General features: G+C 66.4%; 17 protein-coding genes. 1 reads left to right on the top strand and 16 read right to left on the bottom strand.

Going from position 1 to position 18,647, the window contains the following annotated elements:
* Positions 1-102 precede the first annotated feature (102 nt).
* From MF407_RS03200 to MF407_RS03145, 12 genes are all read right to left on the bottom strand, one after another.
* Positions 103-492 carry a cytidine deaminase gene (locus tag MF407_RS03200; protein WP_129625890.1) on the bottom strand — a complete coding sequence of 130 codons (390 nt, stop codon included), beginning with the start codon at positions 490-492 and terminating at the stop codon, positions 103-105.
* Positions 492-1,763: an ABC transporter permease gene (locus tag MF407_RS03195; protein ID WP_239701267.1), complete on the bottom strand. Its 1,272-nt coding sequence runs from the start codon at positions 1,761-1,763 to the stop codon at positions 492-494. Before MF407_RS03195 ends, MF407_RS03200 begins: the two co-directional genes overlap by 1 nt.
* Entirely contained in the window at positions 1,760-2,938 is a 1,179-nt protein-coding gene (locus MF407_RS03190; protein ID WP_239701264.1) for an ABC transporter permease, read from the bottom strand. Before MF407_RS03190 ends, MF407_RS03195 begins: the two co-directional genes overlap by 4 nt.
* Positions 2,935-4,515, bottom strand: coding sequence for an ABC transporter ATP-binding protein (locus MF407_RS03185; RefSeq protein WP_239701261.1), 1,581 nt, complete (start codon positions 4,513-4,515; stop codon positions 2,935-2,937). The genes MF407_RS03190 and MF407_RS03185 overlap by 4 nt, the downstream gene beginning before the upstream one ends.
* 164 nt (positions 4,516-4,679) lie before the next feature.
* Entirely contained in the window at positions 4,680-5,759 is a 1,080-nt protein-coding gene (locus MF407_RS03180) for a BMP family ABC transporter substrate-binding protein (protein ID WP_239701260.1), read from the bottom strand.
* Between the two features lie 189 nt (positions 5,760-5,948).
* Positions 5,949-7,160 (bottom strand): amidohydrolase, encoded by a 1,212-nt coding sequence (locus MF407_RS03175; protein ID WP_239701258.1) that lies wholly within the window; start codon positions 7,158-7,160, stop codon positions 5,949-5,951.
* Positions 7,161-7,172: 12 nt separating this feature from the next.
* Complete coding sequence (locus MF407_RS03170) at positions 7,173-7,574, bottom strand: barstar family protein (protein WP_239701256.1); 402 nt, start codon at positions 7,572-7,574, stop codon at positions 7,173-7,175.
* Positions 7,571-8,053, bottom strand: a complete 483-nt coding sequence (locus MF407_RS03165; RefSeq protein WP_239701254.1) for a ribonuclease domain-containing protein — start codon at positions 8,051-8,053, stop codon at positions 7,571-7,573. The genes MF407_RS03170 and MF407_RS03165 overlap by 4 nt, the downstream gene beginning before the upstream one ends.
* On the bottom strand, positions 8,053-9,630 hold the full coding sequence (locus MF407_RS03160; protein ID WP_239701253.1) for a methylmalonyl-CoA mutase family protein: 1,578 nt from the start codon (positions 9,628-9,630) through the stop codon (positions 8,053-8,055). Before MF407_RS03160 ends, MF407_RS03165 begins: the two co-directional genes overlap by 1 nt.
* A gap of 141 nt (positions 9,631-9,771) precedes the next feature.
* Positions 9,772-10,698, bottom strand: coding sequence for a type IV toxin-antitoxin system AbiEi family antitoxin domain-containing protein (locus tag MF407_RS03155; protein ID WP_129625896.1), 927 nt, complete (start codon positions 10,696-10,698; stop codon positions 9,772-9,774).
* Positions 10,699-10,845: 147 nt separating this feature from the next.
* A complete protein-coding gene (locus MF407_RS03150; RefSeq protein WP_239701252.1) occupies positions 10,846-11,919 on the bottom strand; it encodes a quinone-dependent dihydroorotate dehydrogenase in 1,074 nt (357 codons plus the stop codon).
* Between the two features lie 81 nt (positions 11,920-12,000).
* Positions 12,001-13,107 carry a mannose-1-phosphate guanylyltransferase gene (locus MF407_RS03145; RefSeq protein WP_141929105.1) on the bottom strand — a complete coding sequence of 369 codons (1,107 nt, stop codon included), beginning with the start codon at positions 13,105-13,107 and terminating at the stop codon, positions 12,001-12,003.
* A 142-nt stretch (positions 13,108-13,249) separates the two neighbouring features.
* On the opposite strand from MF407_RS03145, the gene MF407_RS03140 reads away from it, so the two are divergent.
* The gene (locus tag MF407_RS03140; RefSeq protein WP_239701251.1) at positions 13,250-14,332 is read left to right on the top strand and encodes a glycosyltransferase family 1 protein; all 1,083 of its coding nucleotides are present in this window, start codon (positions 13,250-13,252) and stop codon (positions 14,330-14,332) included.
* Positions 14,333-14,387: 55 nt separating this feature from the next.
* On the opposite strand, the gene MF407_RS03135 is transcribed toward MF407_RS03140, so the two are convergent.
* The 4 genes from MF407_RS03135 to MF407_RS03120 all read right to left on the bottom strand — a co-directional run bounded on the left by MF407_RS03135 (position 14,388) and on the right by MF407_RS03120 (position 18,633).
* Positions 14,388-15,128, bottom strand: coding sequence for a succinate dehydrogenase/fumarate reductase iron-sulfur subunit (locus MF407_RS03135; RefSeq protein ID WP_129625900.1), 741 nt, complete (start codon positions 15,126-15,128; stop codon positions 14,388-14,390).
* Positions 15,128-17,113, bottom strand: a complete 1,986-nt coding sequence (locus MF407_RS03130) for a fumarate reductase/succinate dehydrogenase flavoprotein subunit (protein WP_239701250.1) — start codon at positions 17,111-17,113, stop codon at positions 15,128-15,130. Before MF407_RS03130 ends, MF407_RS03135 begins: the two co-directional genes overlap by 1 nt.
* A 16-nt stretch (positions 17,114-17,129) precedes the next feature.
* Positions 17,130-17,846: a succinate dehydrogenase cytochrome b subunit gene (locus tag MF407_RS03125; RefSeq protein WP_239701249.1), complete on the bottom strand. Its 717-nt coding sequence runs from the start codon at positions 17,844-17,846 to the stop codon at positions 17,130-17,132.
* A 259-nt stretch (positions 17,847-18,105) separates the two neighbouring features.
* The gene (locus MF407_RS03120; RefSeq protein ID WP_239701248.1) at positions 18,106-18,633 is read right to left on the bottom strand and encodes a 2'-5' RNA ligase family protein; all 528 of its coding nucleotides are present in this window, start codon (positions 18,631-18,633) and stop codon (positions 18,106-18,108) included.
* Positions 18,634-18,647: the final 14 nt, after the last annotated feature.

Below are 18,647 nucleotides of genomic sequence, written 5' to 3'. Positions count from 1 at the left end.
GGCGTCCGGTCCTCAAGCGGCTTTGAAGTAGCCGGGCACCTCAGACATCGGTCAGGTGAGGTTGTCGGGGCCGAAGGCCTGCGGCAGCACCTCAACCAGCGGTCAGGTGAGGTTGTCGGGGCCGAAGGCCTGTGGCAGTACTTCGGACATCGGCTTCACCCCGAGCGGGGTCTGCAGCAGGCACGCCGGCCCCCCGTGTTCCCACAAGAGCTGCCGGCAGCGTCCGCAGGGCATGAGCGCGGACTCGTCACCGCCGACGCAGTAGACCGCGGTCAGGCGTCCACCGCCGGTGCGGGCCAGTTCGCTGACCATCCCGCACTCGGCACACAGGCCGACGCCGTAGGACGCGTTCTCGACATTGCAACCCGACACGATGCGCCCGTCGTCGACCAAGCCGGCGACGCCGACCGGGAAATTGCTGTACGGCGCGTACGCGCGGCGCATCGCCTCGATCGCCTTGCGGTGCAACACTTCCCAGTCGATGTCAGACATCAGCCGGCCTGTCCCTTCCGATAGACCTGCCCGTCGGCCGCGGGCATTCGTAATCGCTGCGAGGCGACGGCCATCACCAACAAGGTGGTCACGTACGGGGTCATCGAGGTGAACTGGGTGGGCACCGAGTCACTGGTGAAGTAGTAGTACAGCAGCGCGGCACCGAGCACCAGTCCGAGGACACCGGAGATGATCCGCTTGTTGCGGATCAGCTGCCACAGACCGATCAGGATCAGCGTGACGGACACCGCGAGCAGCAGCGCGTGCAGCGTCGGGCCACCCTGACGCAACTGGATCGCGTCGGTGTAGCCGAACAGCAGTGCTCCGACGGCGAGGCCGATCGGCTGCCAGTTGCCGAAGATCATCGCGGCAAGGCCGATGTAGCCACGTCCACCGGTCTGTCCCTCGACGTAGCCGTTGCCGGCGACCATCGCCAGGAACGCGCCGCCCAGGCCGGCGAGGCCGCCGGAGATCAGCACGGCGATGAACTTGTACATCAGGACGTTGATACCGAGAGTTTCTGCGGCCCAGGGGTTCTCACCACAGGAACGCAGACGAAGGCCGAAGGTGGTGCGCCACAGCACGAAGATCGAGCCGATGACCAGTGCCACCGCGAGCACGGTGAGCATCGACAGGTTGGTGCCGAGGCCGCCGAGGATGCCGGCGACGTCGGAGACGAAGAACCAGTGTTCGGTCTCGATGTCCTTCAGCGCGTCCACCCCCGGGACGCTGAACGACCAGACGTCGTCCAAGGCCGGCGACTGCGTCGGACCGCCGCCCTCCATCGTGGAGAAGACGCGGTCGGCGAGGTATTTGGCAAGACCCAGGCCGATGATGTTGATCGCGACGCCGGAGACGATGTGGTCGACGCCGAACACCACCGTCGCGAGGGCGTGCAGTGCGCCGCCGAAGGCGCCACCGAGGATGCCGCAGATGATGCCGACGACCACGCCACCCTTGATCGTGCCGAACGCCGCCGCCCAGGTGCCGAGGATCATCATCCCCTCGAGACCGATGTTGACGATGCCGGCCCGTTCCGCCCACAGACCACCGAGCGCGGCGAGCGCGATCGGGACGGCCAGAGCGAGGGCTGCGGCGATCGCACCGGAGGAGTCCATGTCGTTCGCGCCGGAGATGGTGCGCAGGATCGACAGCAGCAGGACGACCGCGAAGATCGCCAGGCCGGCCCGCGCCCACTTGCTCGCGGGCAGTGCGAAACGCGAAGGCGTACCGGTGTCGCGGCGCTTGCGGGTCAACGTTGCCGAGCTCATGCCGAGGCTCCTTGTGCTGCGACGGGCGACGGGGTGGCGGCCAACTGCTGGGCCACCTTCCTACGCTCGGCTCGAACACCGATGCGACGGACGATCTCGTAGGCGATGATCACGGCGAGCACCATGATGCCCTGGATGATGTTCACCAACGCCGGACTCACTCCGGCGTTGATCTGCAGGCTGTTCGACTGCGCGTTCAGGAACGCCCAAAGGAACGCACCGAAGGCGATACCGACCGGGTGGTTACGACCGATCAGCGCGACCGCGATGCCCGCGAAGCCGAGGCCTGCCTGGCTGTTGGTGCCGTACGCGTAGTCATTGCCGAACAACTGCGGCATGCCGATCAGACCGGCCACCGCGCCGGAGATCACCATCGCGGTCAGCGTCATCTTCTTGACGTTGATGCCGCTGGCGACCGCGGCCGTCTCGGAGGACCCGGTGGTGCGCAGATCGAAGCCGAACCGGGTGCGTCCGAGGACGAACCAGTAGAGAACGCCGACCACCACCGCGAGCAGCGACAGACCGAACACATTGCTGAAGTCGGTGTTCCAGAACGGCAGTGCGGGCACGTGCGAGCTCTCCGGGATCCGCTTGGTGGACGTGGCGTTCGATCCCTCCACCGACGTGGCGGTGCGGGTGAGCAGCCAGGCCACCAGGCCGGTCGCGATGGAGTTCAGCATGATCGTCGAGATGACCTCGGAGACACCACGCTTGACCTTCAGGATGCCTGCGATCCAGGCCCAGAACGCGGCCGCAATCATCGCGACGACGATCGCGACGATCACGTTGAGGGGACCGGGTAGCCAGGCGTTGCCGGCGAACCACGCGGCCGCGAACATACCGACGCGGTACTGCCCGTCGACGCCGATGTTGAACAGGTTCATCCGGAACCCGATCGCGACCGCGGCACCGGACAGGTAGAGGACGGCGGTGTCGTTGAGGATAGTGGCCGGCATCCCCTCGGCGGGCGTCGACAGGAAGACCTTCCACACCGGCCCGATCGGGTCGCCGGAGATCAACAACACCAGCGAGGTGATGACGACGGCGACGGCGATCGCCAACAACGGCGCGAGGACGGCCAGTCCGATCTTCTGCCAGTCGACAGTCTTCCTTGACACGTTCGCCGGATTGGCCTTCGTGCCGGTCTTTGCGTCGGCCGTCGGGCTGTTGCTCACGAGGCCCTCTCTTCGTCGTGCGAGGCGCCGGTCATGGCGGCGCCGAGGTCTTCGGCGGTGACCTTCGAGGGTTCGAACTCACCGGACAGGCGTCCACGCAGGATGACTCGGATGGTGTCGGACAGACCGATCAACTCGTCCAGGTCGGCCGAGATCAGCAGCACCGCCAGGCCTTCGCGGCGCGCGTCGCGGATGTGGTCCCAGATCGCGGCCTGCGCGCCGACGTCGACACCGCGGGTCGGGTGGGCGGCGATGAGCACCTTGGGGTGGTGGCTCATCTCGCGCCCGACGATCAGCTTCTGCTGGTTACCGCCGGACAGCGAGCTCGCCATCACGTTGATCGAAGGGGTGCGGACGTCGTACTGCTCGACGATCCGGACGGTATCGGCCTGAGCTGCCTTGGGAGACAACATCATTCCCCTGGAGTTCGGTTCCTCGGTCTGGTGCCCGAGCATCCGGTTCTCCCACAACGGAGCTTCGAGCACGAGTCCGTGGCGGTGACGGTCCTCGGGGATGAAGCCCACGCCCGACTCGCGGATGCGGCGGGTGTCCCAGTCGGTGATGTCCTGGCCGAGGTAGGTGATGCGCCCGGCGCTGGGTTCGCGCATGCCCATGATGACCTCGACCAACTCCGCCTGGCCGTTGCCTTCGACACCCGCGATGCCGAGCACCTCTCCGGCGTGGATCGTCAGGTCGATGTCGCTGAGGACCGGCGCGACGCCGAGCTCGCGCAGGCTGAGGCCGCGGACGTCCAGGACGACCTTGTCTGTGACCGTCGACTCGGTGGTCTCGGGTGTCGGAAGCTCGGAGCCAACCATCATCTCGGCGAGTTGCCGCGAGGTGATCTGCTTCGGATCGGCGGTGCCGACGGTGGTACCGCGACGGATGACAGTGATCTCGTCGGCGACCTTGCGCACCTCGTCCAGCTTGTGCGAGATGAAGATGACCGTCAGGCCTTCGCCCTTGAGCCCGATGAGGTTGTCGAAGAGTTCGTCGACCTCCTGCGGCACGAGCACCGCGGTCGGCTCGTCGAGGATGATGATCTTCGCGCCACGGTAGAGCACCTTGAGAATTTCTACCCGCTGGCGATCGCCGACGCCGAGCTTCTCAACCAGGTCACCGGGACGGATGCCGAGGCCGTAGGTCGCCGAGATCTCCTCGATCCTGGCGCGCGCCTTGGCGCCGATGCCGTGCAGCTTCTCGGCGCCGAGCACGACGTTCTCGAGCACCGTCAGGTTGTCGGCAAGCTTGAAGTGCTGGAACACCATGCCGATGCCGGCGGCGATGGCATCCGAGGGGCTGTTCAGCGGGACGACCTTGCCGTCGATGGCGATCGTGCCCTCGTCCTGTTTCTGTACGCCGTACAGGATCTTCATCAGCGTGGATTTACCGGCGCCGTTCTCACCGACGAGCGCGTGGATCGTGCCGCGGCGGACGGTGATGTCGATGTCCTTGTTGGCCACGACGCCCGGGAAGCGCTTGGTGACGCCGCGAACCTCGACGGCATTGTCGATCCCGGTGGACGGTGTCGGGGACGGCGCTGGGGACGGACGGTCCTGCGCAGCGTCCTTGCTCAACTCGGCGATGATGCACTCTCCTGCTCGGTGCCCGAAGGCAGCCCGTGACCGGCCTCACAAAAGCCGAAGCCCGGTGCGCACCATATACGACGCACCGGGCCGCGGCCATTTGCTCATGAACTACTCGGACGACAGCTCGCAGGGCATCGTCCGAACGAGTCGTCTCAGGCGGACGGGACCTTGATGGAGCCGTCCTCGATGCCCTTCTTCAGCTCGTCGAGCTTGCCCTGGATGTCCTTGATGTGGCCACCCGTGGTCGACAGCGAAACGCCACCCTCCTTGAGGCTGTAGACGCTGTTGCCGCCCTTGAACTTGCCCTCGTGCACAGCCTTGAGGAAGTTGTACACACCGACGTCGACACCCTTGACCATCGAGGTCAGGATGATCGGCCGCACTGCTGCCGGGGCGGTCAACGCCTGGTCGGAGTCGACACCGATGGCCCACTTGCCTGCGCCGGCCGCCTTGGTCGCTTCGAAGACGCCGTCACCGGACTTGCCGGCAGCGTGGTAGACGATGTCGGCGCCGTTCTGGAACATGCCCTGCGCGGCGGTCTTGCCCTTGGCCGGGTCGGCGAAGCCGCTGAACTCCGGCGGCTGAGTCAGGTAGGTGCGGTCGATCTTGATGTTCGGGTTGACCTTCTTCGCACCAGCGACGTAGCCGGCCTCGAACTTCTTGATCAGCGGCACCTCGACGCCGCCGACGAAACCGATGTGTCCGCTCTTGCTCTTCAGCGCGGCGGCGGCACCGGCGAGGTAGGAGCCCTCGTGCTCGGTGAAGGTGATCTGGTCGACGTTCGCACCCTTGGAGTCGGGCGAAGCGTCGTCGACCATCGCGAAGCTGACCTTGGGGAACTGCTTGGCGACCTTGCCGATGGCCGGCGCATAGGCGAAGCCGACGGCGACGATCGCGTTGTTGCCCGACTGCGCAAGCTGCTGCAGACGCGAGACGCGTGCGGCGTCGTTCTCACCGTGGTTGGCGGAGACGTCGGCGGTGGTGAGGTTGAACTCCTTCTTCGCCTTGTCGACACCCGCGGCGGCGGAGTCGTTGAAGGAGTGGTCACCGCGGCCACCCACGTCGAAGGCGAGGGCGACCTTGAGGGCACCCTTCGAGTTCGAGGCCGAGCCGCTGTTCGAGCCCGCGGGGGCCGAGCTGTTCTCGTCGCTCTTGTTCGAGCCGCAGGCGGTCATGCCGAGCGACAACATCGTGACGGCCGAGGCGACCGCAAGCTTCTTCACCGTGCGCACGGTGTCTCCTTCTGGTTCTCGGGGGTTTCCCGGACGCGACGTGTCATCGCATCCCGGGACCGCCGGCCCGCATGATGTACCGGGCAAGCGGTCCGAACTCTACCCCCGGGTAGAAGCCCGGTCAGTCCGTTCCCGGGGAACCGTTACCGAACGGTCACCGGCCGTCCAACCAGGTCGGCTATCGCCGGTTCAGTGCTCGGTCGGACGCACCAGCGCGGCCCCGGCGAGCAGCCGAGCGCCGATCCCGATGGCCCGTTCGTCGACCACCAGATCACCCTGGTGCAGCTCGAACGTCTTGCCACCGGGAGTACGTGTGCCCAGGCGTGCCATGGCTCCGGGACGGTCGCGCAGCATCCAGCTGAAGTCCTCACCGCCCATCGACTGACGGGTCGGGACGACCGAGTGCGGCCCCACAGCGCGCAGGCTCGCCAGGCTCAGCGCGCTGACCGCGTCCGCGTCGTTGACGACCGGCGGGACGCCTCGGACGTGACGCACCTCGACCTTGACCTTGTAGGGCGCGGCGATCTCGTGGATGGTCGGCTCGATGAGCGCCCCGACCTCGTCCCACGCCTGGGCGTCCAGGATGCGCAGCGTGCCGTGTGCCTCGCCGACCGCAGGGATGACATTGCTGGCGTTACCAGCGTGCACCTCGCCCCAGACCAGGGTGGCCCCGGCGCGAGGGTCGATCCGGCGCGAGATGACGGCGGGCAGTTCGCTGATGATCTTCGCGAGCGCGAACACGACGTCCTGCGTCAGGTGCGGGCGGCTGGTGTGACCGCCCCGTCCGCTGACCATGACGTGGATGCCGTCGCACGCCGCAGTGATCGGGCCGGCGGCCAATCCGACCGTGCCGACGTCGATGTGCGGGTCACAGTGCACGGCGAACACGCGGTCGACGCCGTCGAGTGCGCGCTCTTCAAGGACGGTGTGCGCGCCTCCGGGCACGACCTCCTCGGCCGGCTGGAAGATGAACCGGACCGCTGTGCCGAGCTCGGTGAGTTCGTCCTCGTGCTTCTTCATCGCCAGCGCCGCACCCAGCACCGCAGAGGTGTGGACATCATGACCGCACGCGTGGCAAATGTTCGCCGAGCGGGACGCGAACTCCAGACCGGTGCGCTCCGGGATCGGCAGCGCGTCCAGGTCGGCGCGCAGTGCGGAGCGGAAGGACGGCTGGGCCGGGCCGACCTCGGCGACCAGACCGGTGCCGTCGAACTCGCGGACGCAGATGCCCGCGGCGACGAGGGTGTCGCGCACCCGCTGGGTGGTGTGGTGCTCCTGGAACGCGATCTCGGGGTGCTGGTGGAAGTGGCGACGCACTTCGATCAGCTCGGGCTCGAGGGCGGTGACCTGCGCAGCGAGCCGGTCGATCAGGGTCGCGGTGGCAGAAGCAGTGGTGGTCACAACCGATGGAGTCTACGGCTTGTCGGTGTCGCGACCGGCAGCGCCCGAGGTCGCGACGACCACGAACGGCTGCGGACCGAGGTCGACCCGCTCGGTGAAGATCTGCCGGACGACCTCCAGATCGTGCTCAGCAAGATGATGCGCACCGTCGAACACCACCAGGGTGCCGGGCTCGTGCTGGATGTCGTCGATGCAGTCGGCGAGGGCGTCCCAGTTGTGCCCGAACCAGTCCGGCAGGTCGAACGCGTCCGCGCACTTGTCGAGGAAGGCGGCCTTGTCGGTCGGTGCCTCCAGAGCAAGGACGACCACGGTCCAGCCGGCCCGCTCCCCGACAGCCGCGATCTCCCGCACGCTGCGCTGCGAGCGCAGGACGGCGGACTTCTTGCGCGCCAGCCTGACGGTCAGGCTGCTCATTGGATGATCCTCCGGAAGCTGTCGTAGTGGTCGGACGTGTAGTACATCGCGCCGTCCCTGCCGGCCACGATGCGCCGGGCGCCCCGGTCGGACTCACCGGGCGTCCTGACCGTGTACTCCTTGTAGTAGCCGACCTTCTGCTTGGGCAGGTGCCCTTCCAGATTGCGGTAGGTCTTGCCGTCGTCGCGGGGGTAGGGGAACGGGCCGCCGTCGTCGATGAGTTTGATCGTCGCCTTGGCCTGGGTGGGCAGCTCGGCATAGTCGACCGTGCGCAGGCCGTCTTTCGCGGTGGGGGTCGTGGACGTGCTGGTGGTGCGTTCGTAGCTGCGCGTCGATGCCGCGTCCTTGCTGTCGCTGCCCTGGCAGTTGGTGAGCAGCGTCGCAGCAAGCACGATCATCAGCAGACTCAAGCAGATCGCCATGAAGTGACTGCCGAGGAAGGACGCCTTACGTCGGGTGCCGCTGACCAGGTCTCGCATCAGAACTGTTCGCGCGGGACGTACATCCCCCAGACATCGCGCAGCGCGCTGCTGACTTCTCCCCCGGTGGCGCGGGCGGCGAGCGCCTCGCGCATCGGGAAGAGGACGTTGTCGGTGCCTTCGGCAGCCTTGCGCAGAGCGTCCAGACCCTTGGTGACGGCGGCGTTGTCACGCTCCTTGCGCAACTGTTCGAGGCGCGCAGCCTGCTCGGCCTCGATGGCCGGGTTCACACGCAGCGGTTCGTACTTGTCGTCCTTGTCGATGGTGAACCGGTTGAGCCCGACGACCGTGCGCTCCTTGCTGTCGATCTCGAGTGCGATCGCGTAGGCCGAGCGTTCGATCTCCGACTTCTGGAAGCCCTCCTCGATCGCCTTCACCGCACCGCCCTTGTCCTCGACCTGCTGCATGAGCGCGTTGACGGCGTCCTCGATGTCGTCGGTGAGCGCCTCCACGACGTAGCTGCCGGCGAACGGGTCGACGGTCTTGGTCACGTCGGTCTCGTAGGCGATCACCTGCTGGGTGCGCAACGCGAGACGAGCGGCCTTCGCGGTCGGCAGTGCGATGGCTTCGTCGTAGGAGTTGGTGTGCAGCGACTGGGTGCCGCCGAGCACGGCACCCAGGCCCTGTAGGGCGACCCGGACCAGGTTGACCTCGGGCTGCTGGGCGGTGAGCTGGACGCCGGCGGTCTGGGTGTGGAAGCGCAGCATCTGCGACTTGGGGTTCTGAGCGCCGAACTCCTCCTTCATGATCCGCGCCCAGATGCGGCGGGCTGCGCGGAACTTCGCGACCTCCTCCAGCAGCGTGGTGCGGGCGACGAAGAAGAAGGACAGGCGGGGTGCGAAGTCGTCGACGGTGAGGCCGGCGGCCATGGCGGCACGGACGTACTCCTTGGCGTTGGCGAGGGTGAACGCCACCTCCTGCACGGGCGTCGCACCGGCCTCTGCCATGTGATAGCCGCTGATCGAGATGGTGTTCCACCTGGGAATCTCGGCGTGGCAGTAGGCAAACACGTCGGACGTCAAGCGCAACGACTCGGCCGGCGGGTAGATGTACGTGCCGCGGGCGATGTACTCCTTGAGCACGTCGTTCTGGATCGTGCCGGTCAGCTTGTCGGCCGCGATGCCCTGTTGCTCAGCAGTCAGCTGGTACATCAGGAGCAGGGTGCTGGCCGGGGCGTTGATGGTCATGCTGGTGCTGACCTCATCGAGCGGCAGCCCGTCGAAGAGCAACTGCATGTCGTCGATGCTGTCGATCGCGACGCCGACCTTGCCGACCTCGCCATGGGCCAGCTCGGCGTCGGAGTCGTAGCCCATCTGGGTCGGCAGGTCGAACGCGACCGAGAGGCCGCCGGTGCCGTTGGCGACGAGCTCCTTGTACCGCTCGTTCGACTCCTTGGCGGTGCCGAAACCGGCGTACTGTCGCATCGTCCACGGACGGCCGGTGTACATCGACGGGTAAACGCCACGGGTGAACGGGTACCGGCCCGGCTCCCCCAGCTGCGTCGCCGCGTCGAAGTCGGCGAGCGCGGACGCGTCGTAGAGCGCCTCGAACGGCAGATCGGACTCAGTCGTGGCCATGTTCACAGCCTAGTCAGCGGGGTTCTTCGGCTGGATCGAGTCGAGGCGAACGGTCGGGACGGCTCGCCGAACGGAGTCCCCCTCACGAGTGTCAGACCGTTTGCGTCCCGCACGACGCAATGGGTCTGACACTCAGCACGGTCAGTCTGTCCATCCCCCAGCACGTAGTGCTCGAGCCAGTTGCTCGTAGAACTCATCGGCGCCCGTCCGCACAGCAAGCGTCGTGAACTTCAGAACGCGTTCGTCACGAAGCGTCGACTCGTTCTGCTTCAGCGCGTCCGAGGTCGCCCGTTCGGGAAGCTGATGCTGGACACCGTCCACCTCGACGACGACCCCGAACTCAGGCCAACGGACGTCCAGGAACCACCGACCGCCCGGACGCTTCAAGACCTGCTGTCGGACGGGTTCGGGTAGACCGCGGCGACGACACTCGCGCGCGAAGTCGATCTCACCGAGGGCTTCGCAGCCGCCGGCGATCTCGTCGACCAAGGCTCGGATGAAGCTGTTGCGACGGTGCCGCGGCAGGGACGCTGCTGGTTGCCGCAGGTCCTCGGCTCGTATGAGCCGCTGCTGCACGGACATGGCGAGGACGGTCGCGGCGGCACGGTCGCTGATGGCCCATCGTGCCGCACGCACCGCCGCGATCTCAGGAACTACGAGGCGTAGACCGTCGAGCTGGACGACGTCCACTGGATCCCAGCACCGAAGGACGTGGACGCATGAATCGCGCCGCCTGCGCACCTTCGCTCCTCGGGCAGCAGAGACATGTACCTGGCCGTCGTCGAAGTTCTCCAGGCCGAAGAATCGCAATGCGGTCAGCCCGTCCAGGGCACAGTCAGGAGAACTGTTGGACAGAAGCCGCCGCCATTCGCCGCGTTCGCTCAGCTGCTGGCCGACGACCCTGATCGCCCGCCCGTCGACGACTACTCGCCCTTGCGCCCGCTCTTTGCGGATCGCCTGGGCGTCCATCCCGAGTCGAGCGGCGTCCGCGCGTGTCAGAACTCCGTCCTGATCCTCCGCCATGCGAACGGCGCGGCGACGAGCGTCCAGATTCTTCGCAGTACCCATGCGTAGAACGTCGTGGTGTGGCGAGCGCCCCGAAACCCATGCAGCCGACCCTGTGGATGACCGCGTCCGACAAGCGCCCCTGTGGACACCGAGTGTCAGACGATGAACGTCGCCAACGACGCGAAACGCCTGACACTCGGGAAGCGGTCAGCCGAGAGCGCGGTTGAGGTCGCCGACCAACGCCGGACCGCCGTAGATGAAGCCGCTGTACACCTGGATCAACGACGCACCCGCATCGATCAGGGCCTTCCCGTCGTCTGCGGTCATCACCCCGCCGACGCCGATCACTGGCAGAGACGATCGGGACGCGACCCGCTCGACGACGTAGCGGGCGCGGCGAGTGAGGGGAGCGCCGGAGAGGCCGCCGGCCTCACTCGCGAGGGGCAGATCGGCGTCCGCCAGTCCGTCCCGCGAAAGCGTGGTGTTGGTGGCGATGAGCGCGCTGACGTCGGCCCGCTGGGCGACCTCGAGGACGTCGTCGATCGCTTCGTCCGTGAGATCCGGGGCGATCTTGAGGAAGATCGGCGTCGGCTTGGCGCGCTTACGCGTCGACGCCAATCGCGTTGTCTCAGTGACGAGTTCGGCAAGCAGCTCCGCGAGCGGTTCCTTGTCCTGCAGCGTGCGCAGCCCAGGAGTGTTCGGACTGGAAACATTGACGGCGATGTAGTCGGCGTACTCGTCGACCGCGCGCAGCGAGGTCAGGTAGTCCTCGACCGCCTCTTCCACCGGGGTGACCTTCGTCTTGCCGATGCTCACGCCCACCGGGATCGGAAGCTTGCCGGCGAGCGCCAGGGCGTCGGCGAGGTGCTGTGCGCCGAGGTTGTTGAACCCCATCCGGTTGATGATCGCTTGGCTCTCGGGCAGCCGGAACAGGCGCGGCTTGTCGTTGCCGGGCTGCGGCTGCGCGGTCACGGTGCCGAGTTCGGCGTGCCCGAAACCGAGCGCACCCCAGGCCCTCGCGCCCACACCGTCCTTGTCGACGCCGGCTGCCAGACCGACCCTGTTGGGGAACCGGATACCGGCGATCGTCACGGGCGCCGTCTGCACCGCCGTCGCCCGGGACAGTGCCTTGAGCGCCGAGGGACGGCCGCTCAAAGCCTGGATCTGCTTCAGCGTCGCGTGGTGGGCAGTCTCGGCGTCGCCGTCACCCATCCGGAACAGCACCGGACGCATCAGCTTGCGATAGCCCAGATCGAACACTCGCGCGCGTGTGTCAGCCATGGTCACCGAGCGTACGACGCGTGCCGGAGGGATCGGGAAGTGGTGGCTACTGCAACCACTTCCCTCGACTACGGGTGTAGCTCAGGTGAGGTCTTCGCGGCCGGACAGTTTGAGCTTCTCGACGATCTTCTTGACGTCCTGGGCCCGGTCACGGGTGGTCACCAGGACGGCGTCCGGGGTGTCGACCACGACGATGTCGTCCACACCGAGGGCCACAACCGTGCGCCCCGATCGGGGGGCGACGACACCGGTGGAGTCCTGCATGAACACGAGTTCGCTCTCGCCGAGCACCTTCACGCCGGGCGCATCGGCCGATTCCACCAAGACCGAAGCGAGAGAGGCGAAATCGCCCACGTCGTCCCACCCGAAGGCACCGGGCACCACCGCGACCTTGCCATCGACAGCGGCCGGCTCGGCGATGGCCGGGTCGATCGCGATCTTGGTCAGGCGCGGCCAGAGCTCGTTGAGGCGCATCGGGTTGTTCGCGATTGAACGCAGATGGTGGGCCATGACCGGCTGGTACTGACCGAGCATGTCGAGCAACACGGACGCCTTGACCACGAACATCCCTGCGTTCCAGCGGTATTCGCCGCTGTCTACGTACTGTTCCGCAGTTTCTCCGTCGGGCTTCTCCACGAACGCCTTCACACTCAGCGCAGACGGCGCCCCCTCGATTCCGAGTGCCTCACCGGTCTGGATGTAACCGAATCCCGTTGCCGCATGGGTGGGCTCGATCCCGATCGTCACCAGCTTGCCGGTGCGGGCGACCTCGACCGCCTCACGAACGCACTGGTGGAACTCCTCGTCGTCGGTGATGACATGGTCGGCCGCGAACGAACCGATCACCGCTTCCGGATCCACCTGCTCCAGCAACGCCGCGGCCAGCCCGATCGCAGGCATCGACTCACGCGCAGACGGCTCGACCAGTAGGTCGTCCGGCCCGAGTTCGGGCACCTGCTCACGCACCGCCTCGGCGTGCCGCGCCCCGGTCACGACCATCATCCGCGGACCGCACAACGGCGTCAGCCGGTCGACCGTCGACCTGATCAGCGACTTGCCCGATCCGGTCAGGTCGTGCAGGAACTTCGGCGACCCGGCACGCGACAGCGGCCACAGGCGCGTCCCGGACCCCCCGGCCGGAACAACAGCGAAAAAGCCCGGGATCTCGCCGGGGCTCAGGTCAGTCATGCCCGAACGCTAACCCATCCCGTTCACCTGACTCTCACCTAGCCGTCGACCCGTCTGCGTTGTGCGTCCACTCACGTCCAGCACTGTGTAAGTCGTGCGAGTTGCGATCGTGACCGAGTCGTTCCTGCCCAGTCTCAATGGCGTGACCACAAGTGTCTGTCGGGTGCTGGATCACCTGGCCGACCGTGGCCACGAGGCCGTCGTCATCTGTCCAGGTCCGGCTCCGGAGTCGTACCGCGGTTTCCCCGTACGCACTGTCCAGGGCCTCACCCTTCGCCAGTTCCGCGTCGGCCTACCGACGACCGATCTGGAGCGCATCCTGCACGAGGTCCGGCCGGACGTCGTCCATGCGGCATCCCCGTTCGGCCTCGGCTGGCGAGGGCTTGCTGCCGGACGCAACCTCGGAATTCCCACGGTGGCGATCTACCAGACCGACATGCCGAGCTATCTCGCCCAGCACGCAGGCCCGTTGCGTGGCAGGATCTCCAACGTCTCCTGGCGCTGGATCCGCCACCTGCACTCACTCGCCGACATCACCCTGGCGCCTTCGTCGGCGACCCTCGCCGAGTTGGTCAAGCACGGCGTTCCCCGCGCCGCGTTGTGGAGTCGCGGTGTCGATACCGCGCTCTACTCCCCCGAACTCAAGACGTCGGACGAGGTACGCGCGTTGCGCGCTTGCGTCGCAGCGAACGGAGAGACGATCGTCGGCTACGTGGGACGGTTGGCGCAGGAGAAGCAGGTACACCGCCTCGCTGAAGTCGCCGACCTACCGAACACGTCGCTTGTCGTCGTCGGCGACGGTCCGTCACGGGAGAAGCTCGAGCAACTGCTGCCGAAGGCGCACTTCCTCGGTTTCCGCCAGGGACTGCCTCTGGCACAGGCGTACGCCGCGCTCGACGTCTTCGTCCACACCGGCGTGAACGAGACCTTCGGGCAGACGCTGCAAGAAGCGATGGCTGCCGGGCTCCCGGTCGTTGCTCCTGCAGCGGGCGGTCCGCTCGACATCGTGAAACCGGGCGTCACGGGGTACCTGTTCGACCCTGACGCAGCAGGAGCACTACGCGCGAGCGTGAACAGCCTGGTGATCGACCCTGCCCTACGCGAGCGGATGGGTGACAGCGCACACCGCAAGATGGAAGCCCGATCCTGGTCCGGAGTGGTCGATGAACTGATCGGTTACTACGGAGCGGTCGTGACGCCGTCCTACTCTCGTCCGGCTGCCTGACACGAAAAGCAACCGGCCGGCAGATCGATCTGCCGGCCGGTCAAATGCGCAATCGTCAGGCGTGCTTCTTGGCCTTGCGGAAGTCCGCGTTCAGCTGGCTGATGACGTCCAGCGGGATCTCCTTCGGGCACGCAGCGGCGCATTCACCGATGTTGGTGCAACCACCGAAACCGTCATGGTCGTGCTGATTGAGCATCGACACCACGCGCGAGTCGCGCTCGGCCTGGCCCTGCGGCAGCTCACCGAGGTGGGTGACCTTCGCACCGAGGAACAACATGCCGGACGCGTTCGGGCAGGCCGCCACGCACGCGCCACAGCCGATGCAGGTCGCGGCGTCGAACGCACGGTCGGCGGCGACCTTCGGCACCTGCATGTTGTTGGCTTCGACGGCAGCACCGGTTTTGACCGAGATGTAGCCGCCGGCCTGGATGATGCGGTCGAACGCGGAACGGTCGACCACCAGGTCACGCACCATCGGGAACGCGGACGCGCGCCACGGCTCGATCGTGATGGTCTCGCCGTCGCGGAACGAGCGCATGTGCAACTGGCAGGTCGTCGTGACCTCCGGCCCGTGCGCTTCGCCGTTGATCATCAACGAGCACGCGCCGCAGATGCCCTCGCGGCAGTCGCTGTCGAAAGCGATCGGCTCCTCGCCCTTGGCGATCAGTTCCTCGTTGAGCACGTCGAGCATCTCCAGGAACGACATGTCCTCGGAGATGTTCGTGACCGGGTAGGTGACGAGTTCGCCCGCGGTGTCGGGGCCGTCCTGGCGCCAGATCTTGAGAGTCAGATTCATTACTTGTAGCTCCGCTGCTTCAGCTCGATCGAGTTGTAGACAAGGTCTTCCTTGTGCAGGATCGGCGCGTTCGGGCCGCCGGAGGGCTCGCCCTCGAACTCCCAGGCCGCGACGTACAGGAACTCGTCGTCGTGACGCAGCGCCTCACCGTCCTCGGTCTGGCTCTCCGCTCGGAAGTGGCCTCCACACGACTCGCGTCGGTGCAGGGCGTCGATGCACATGAGCTCACCCAGCTCGAGGAAGTCGGCGACACGGCCGGCCTTCTCCAGCGACTGGTTGAGCGTGTTGGCCGAACCGAGCACCCGCACATTGCGCCAGAACTCCTCGCGCAGACCGCGGATGAGGTCGATCGCCTTGCGCAGACCTTCCTCGGAGCGCTCCATGCCGCAGTACTCCCACATGATGTTGCCGAGTTCCTTGTGGAAGGAGTCGACGGTGCGCTCGCCGTTGATCGACAGCAACTTCTGGATTCGACCTTCGACCGACTGACGCGCCTCGACGACTGCGGGGTGGTCTTCGGTGACCGGCTCGAAGGGTCCTTCCGCGAGGTAGTCGCGGATCGTGTTGGGCAGCACGAAGTAGCCGTCCCCCAGGCACTGCATCAGCGACGAGGCACCCAGCCGGTTTGCACCGTGGTCGGAGAAGTTGGCCTCGCCGACCGCGTACAGACCCGGGATCGAGGTCTCGAGGTCGTAGTCGACCCAGAGGCCACCCATCGTGTAATGCACAGCCGGGTAGATACGCATCGGCACCTTGTACGGGTCCTCGCCGGTGATGCGGGCGTACATGTCGAACAGGTTGCCGTACTTCGCCTTCACCGCAGCCTCACCCATCCGCGAGACGGCATCGGCGAAGTCGAGGTAGACGCCGCGACGGAAGTCACCGACCATCGGGCCGACGCCGCGTCCCTCGTCGCACATGTACTTCGCCTGGCGCGAGGCGATGTCACGCGGGACGAGGTTTCCGAACGCCGGGTAGATGCGCTCGAGGTAGTAGTCGCGGTCTTCCTCGGGGATGTCGCGCGGGTCCTTGTCGCAGTCTTCCTTGCGCTTGGGCACCCAGATGCGCCCGTCATTGCGCAGAGACTCCGACATCAGCGTCAGCTTCGACTGGTGGTCGCCGGAGACCGGGATGCAGGTCGGGTGGATCTGCGTGTAACACGGGTTGGCGAAGTAGGCACCCTTGCGGTGCGCGCGCCAGGTCGCCGTGACGTTGCAGCCCATCGCGTTGGTCGACAGGAAGAACACGTTGCCGTATCCGCCGGTGGCGAGCACGACCACGTCGGCGAGGTGGGTCTCGATCTCACCGGTGACCATGTCGCGCGCGATGATGCCGCGAGCCTTGCCGTCGACAACGATCAGCTCGAGCATCTCGTGGCGCACGTACTCCTTGACCGTGCCGGCCGCGACCTGACGCTCCATCGCCTGGTACGCACCGATCAGCAACTGCTGACCGGTCTGACCACGGGCGTAGAACGTGCGGGCCACCTGCACACCACCGAACGAACGGTTGTCGAGCAGGCCGCCGTAGTCACGCGCGAACGGAACACCCTGCGCCACGCACTGGTCGATGATGTTCGTCGACACCTCGGCCAGGCGGTAGACGTTGTTCTCGCGGCTGCGGTAGTCGCCGCCCTTCACGGTGTCGTAGAAGAGTCGGTAGACCGAGTCGCCGTCGTCGTTGTAGTTCTTGGCCGCGTTGATGCCACCCTGGGCGGCGATCGAGTGGGCACGACGCGGGCTGTCCTGGTAGCAGAACGCCTTCACGTTGTAACCGGCCTCGCCCATGGTGGCGGCGGCGGAGGCTCCGGCCAGGCCGGTGCCGACGATGATCACCGACAGCTTGCGTCGGTTGGAGGGGTTGACGAGCTTGTTCTCGAACTTCGCCTTCGTCCACCGCTCCCCGATCGGAACGTCGGTGGGCGCCTTGGTGTCGGCGATGTTGTCGCCGAGGCGGTACATGTCGTCGATGAGCGTGTCAGTCATATGAATTCGAAGTCCCTTAGTCGATCACGCCGAAGAGGATGAACAGCGGCGGCAGCGCGAACCCGACGGCGACGATCAGCGCGATCGCGGTGGCCGCGGTCTTCGCGATCTTGCGGGCCTGCGGGGTGCCGGTGAAGCCGAGCGTCTGGCAGGCGCTCCAGATGCCGTGGTGCAGGTGCATGCCGAGCGCGACCATCGCGAGGATGTAGATCAGCACCATCCACCAGGCGCCGAAGCTGTGCACGACGAGCTGGTAGGGGTTCTGGGTGATCGCAGCGGCCTGGCCGCCCTCGCCCACATTGATCTTGCCGATCGTGAAGTGCAGCAGGTGCCAGATCACGAACAGCAGCAGCGCAACGCCGCCCCAACGCATCCACTTGGAGGAGAAGGACGCAGCCACGGTCTTCTTCACCGCGTACTTCTGCGGACGCGCCTGGTTGGCGCGCTTCCACAGCTGCGAGGCGCTGTAGACGTGCGCGATCAGAGCGAGCAGCAGGACGACGCGGAAGATCCACAACAGGCCGCCGTACGGGAGCATCGGCTCACCGAAGGTACGCAGGTGGTGGGCGTAGGTGTTGAAGGCCTCTTCGCCCGAGAACACCTTGAGGTTGCCGTACATGTGCAGCAGGACGTAACCGACGAAAATCAGCCCACTGACGGCCATCAAGGTCTTCAGGAAGATGGTGCTGCCGGCCTTGCCTGTGCGCTTCGCAGGAAGGGTTTGAGTTGCCACGATGGCAGGGTATCGCCAGGCTGAACGTGTCGTCGGGTAAGGGGCACCTTTCATCGCGGCACTACGCCGGGCGGCAATGCTGGAACGCCGAGTGGCCCGCGACGAAAGACTGATTGGGGCTCAACCTGGCGTCCGAACAAAGCGGACCGAGCCGACGCACCCTCACCGCGTGCGTGGGCGGCTCCCACCATCGCGTTGACCGGGGCCGCTCCTGCTTTGTGGCGTCGGCGTACACCCCGCAGGTCAGACTGCAGTCGTCTCAGCCGACCTGCGGTGCCGAGCCGAACTCGAAGCGGTCGACCGAGCGCCAGACACCGTCCGGGCCGTGCTCGTACAGGTCGAAACCGACGACGTCGAAGGTCGCCTTGAAATCGGCCAGTTCGTCGAAGGCCTCGTCCAGGGCGACGTCGTCCAGGTGGTGCGCGATGGTCACGTGTGGGTGGTACGGAAACTCCAGCTCGCGCTCGACGGGTCCTTGACGCACTCGCGACTCGAGTTGCTCGCACTCGCCGATTCCGCGCGCCACCTGCACGAAGACGACCGGTGAGATCGGGCGGAAGGTGCCGGTGCCGCGCAGGATCATGCGGAACGGTTTCGAGGTCGCAGCCACCGTGCGCAGGTGCTCACCGAACGCCGGCAAATCGATCAGATGCACGTCGGTCGGCGGCATCAGTGTGATGTGCGGGGGGACGGCGTCCGCGAGTGGATCACCCACTGCCTGGCGGACGGTGCGCAGCTGGCTCGCGTACGGAGTGGGAATCGGGATGGAGACGCCGATGGTCTTCATGTCTGCGGCTCGAA

Origin of the sequence: Yimella sp. NH-Cas1, from assembly GCF_022359705.1 — a bacterium.
In the GTDB taxonomy this organism is placed as follows: domain Bacteria; phylum Actinomycetota; class Actinomycetes; order Actinomycetales; family Dermatophilaceae; genus Yimella; species Yimella lutea.
Note: the sequence above shows the minus strand (reverse complement) of the source record. Positions and strands in the feature narration are given on the sequence as shown.

What these genes read in the sequence shown, in the direction of transcription:
- MF407_RS03195 (WP_239701267.1), bottom strand. Translation starts at nt 1,763, where the DNA reads ATGAGCTCGGCAACGTTGACCCGCAAGCGCCGCGACACCGGTACGCCT.
- MF407_RS03170 (WP_239701256.1), bottom strand. Translation starts at nt 7,574, where the DNA reads ATGAGCAGCCTGACCGTCAGGCTGGCGCGCAAGAAGTCCGCCGTCCTG.
- MF407_RS03135 (WP_129625900.1), bottom strand. Translation starts at nt 15,128, where the DNA reads ATGAATCTGACTCTCAAGATCTGGCGCCAGGACGGCCCCGACACCGCG.
- MF407_RS03200 (WP_129625890.1), bottom strand. Translation starts at nt 492, where the DNA reads ATGTCTGACATCGACTGGGAAGTGTTGCACCGCAAGGCGATCGAGGCG.
- MF407_RS03160 (WP_239701253.1), bottom strand. Translation starts at nt 9,630, where the DNA reads ATGGCCACGACTGAGTCCGATCTGCCGTTCGAGGCGCTCTACGACGCG.
- MF407_RS03130 (WP_239701250.1), bottom strand. Translation starts at nt 17,113, where the DNA reads ATGACTGACACGCTCATCGACGACATGTACCGCCTCGGCGACAACATC.
- MF407_RS03120 (WP_239701248.1), bottom strand. Translation starts at nt 18,633, where the DNA reads ATGAAGACCATCGGCGTCTCCATCCCGATTCCCACTCCGTACGCGAGC.
- MF407_RS03145 (WP_141929105.1), bottom strand. Translation starts at nt 13,107, where the DNA reads ATGACTGACCTGAGCCCCGGCGAGATCCCGGGCTTTTTCGCTGTTGTT.
- MF407_RS03165 (WP_239701254.1), bottom strand. Translation starts at nt 8,053, where the DNA reads ATGCGAGACCTGGTCAGCGGCACCCGACGTAAGGCGTCCTTCCTCGGC.
- MF407_RS03150 (WP_239701252.1), bottom strand. Translation starts at nt 11,919, where the DNA reads ATGGCTGACACACGCGCGCGAGTGTTCGATCTGGGCTATCGCAAGCTG.
- MF407_RS03155 (WP_129625896.1), bottom strand. Translation starts at nt 10,698, where the DNA reads ATGGGTACTGCGAAGAATCTGGACGCTCGTCGCCGCGCCGTTCGCATG.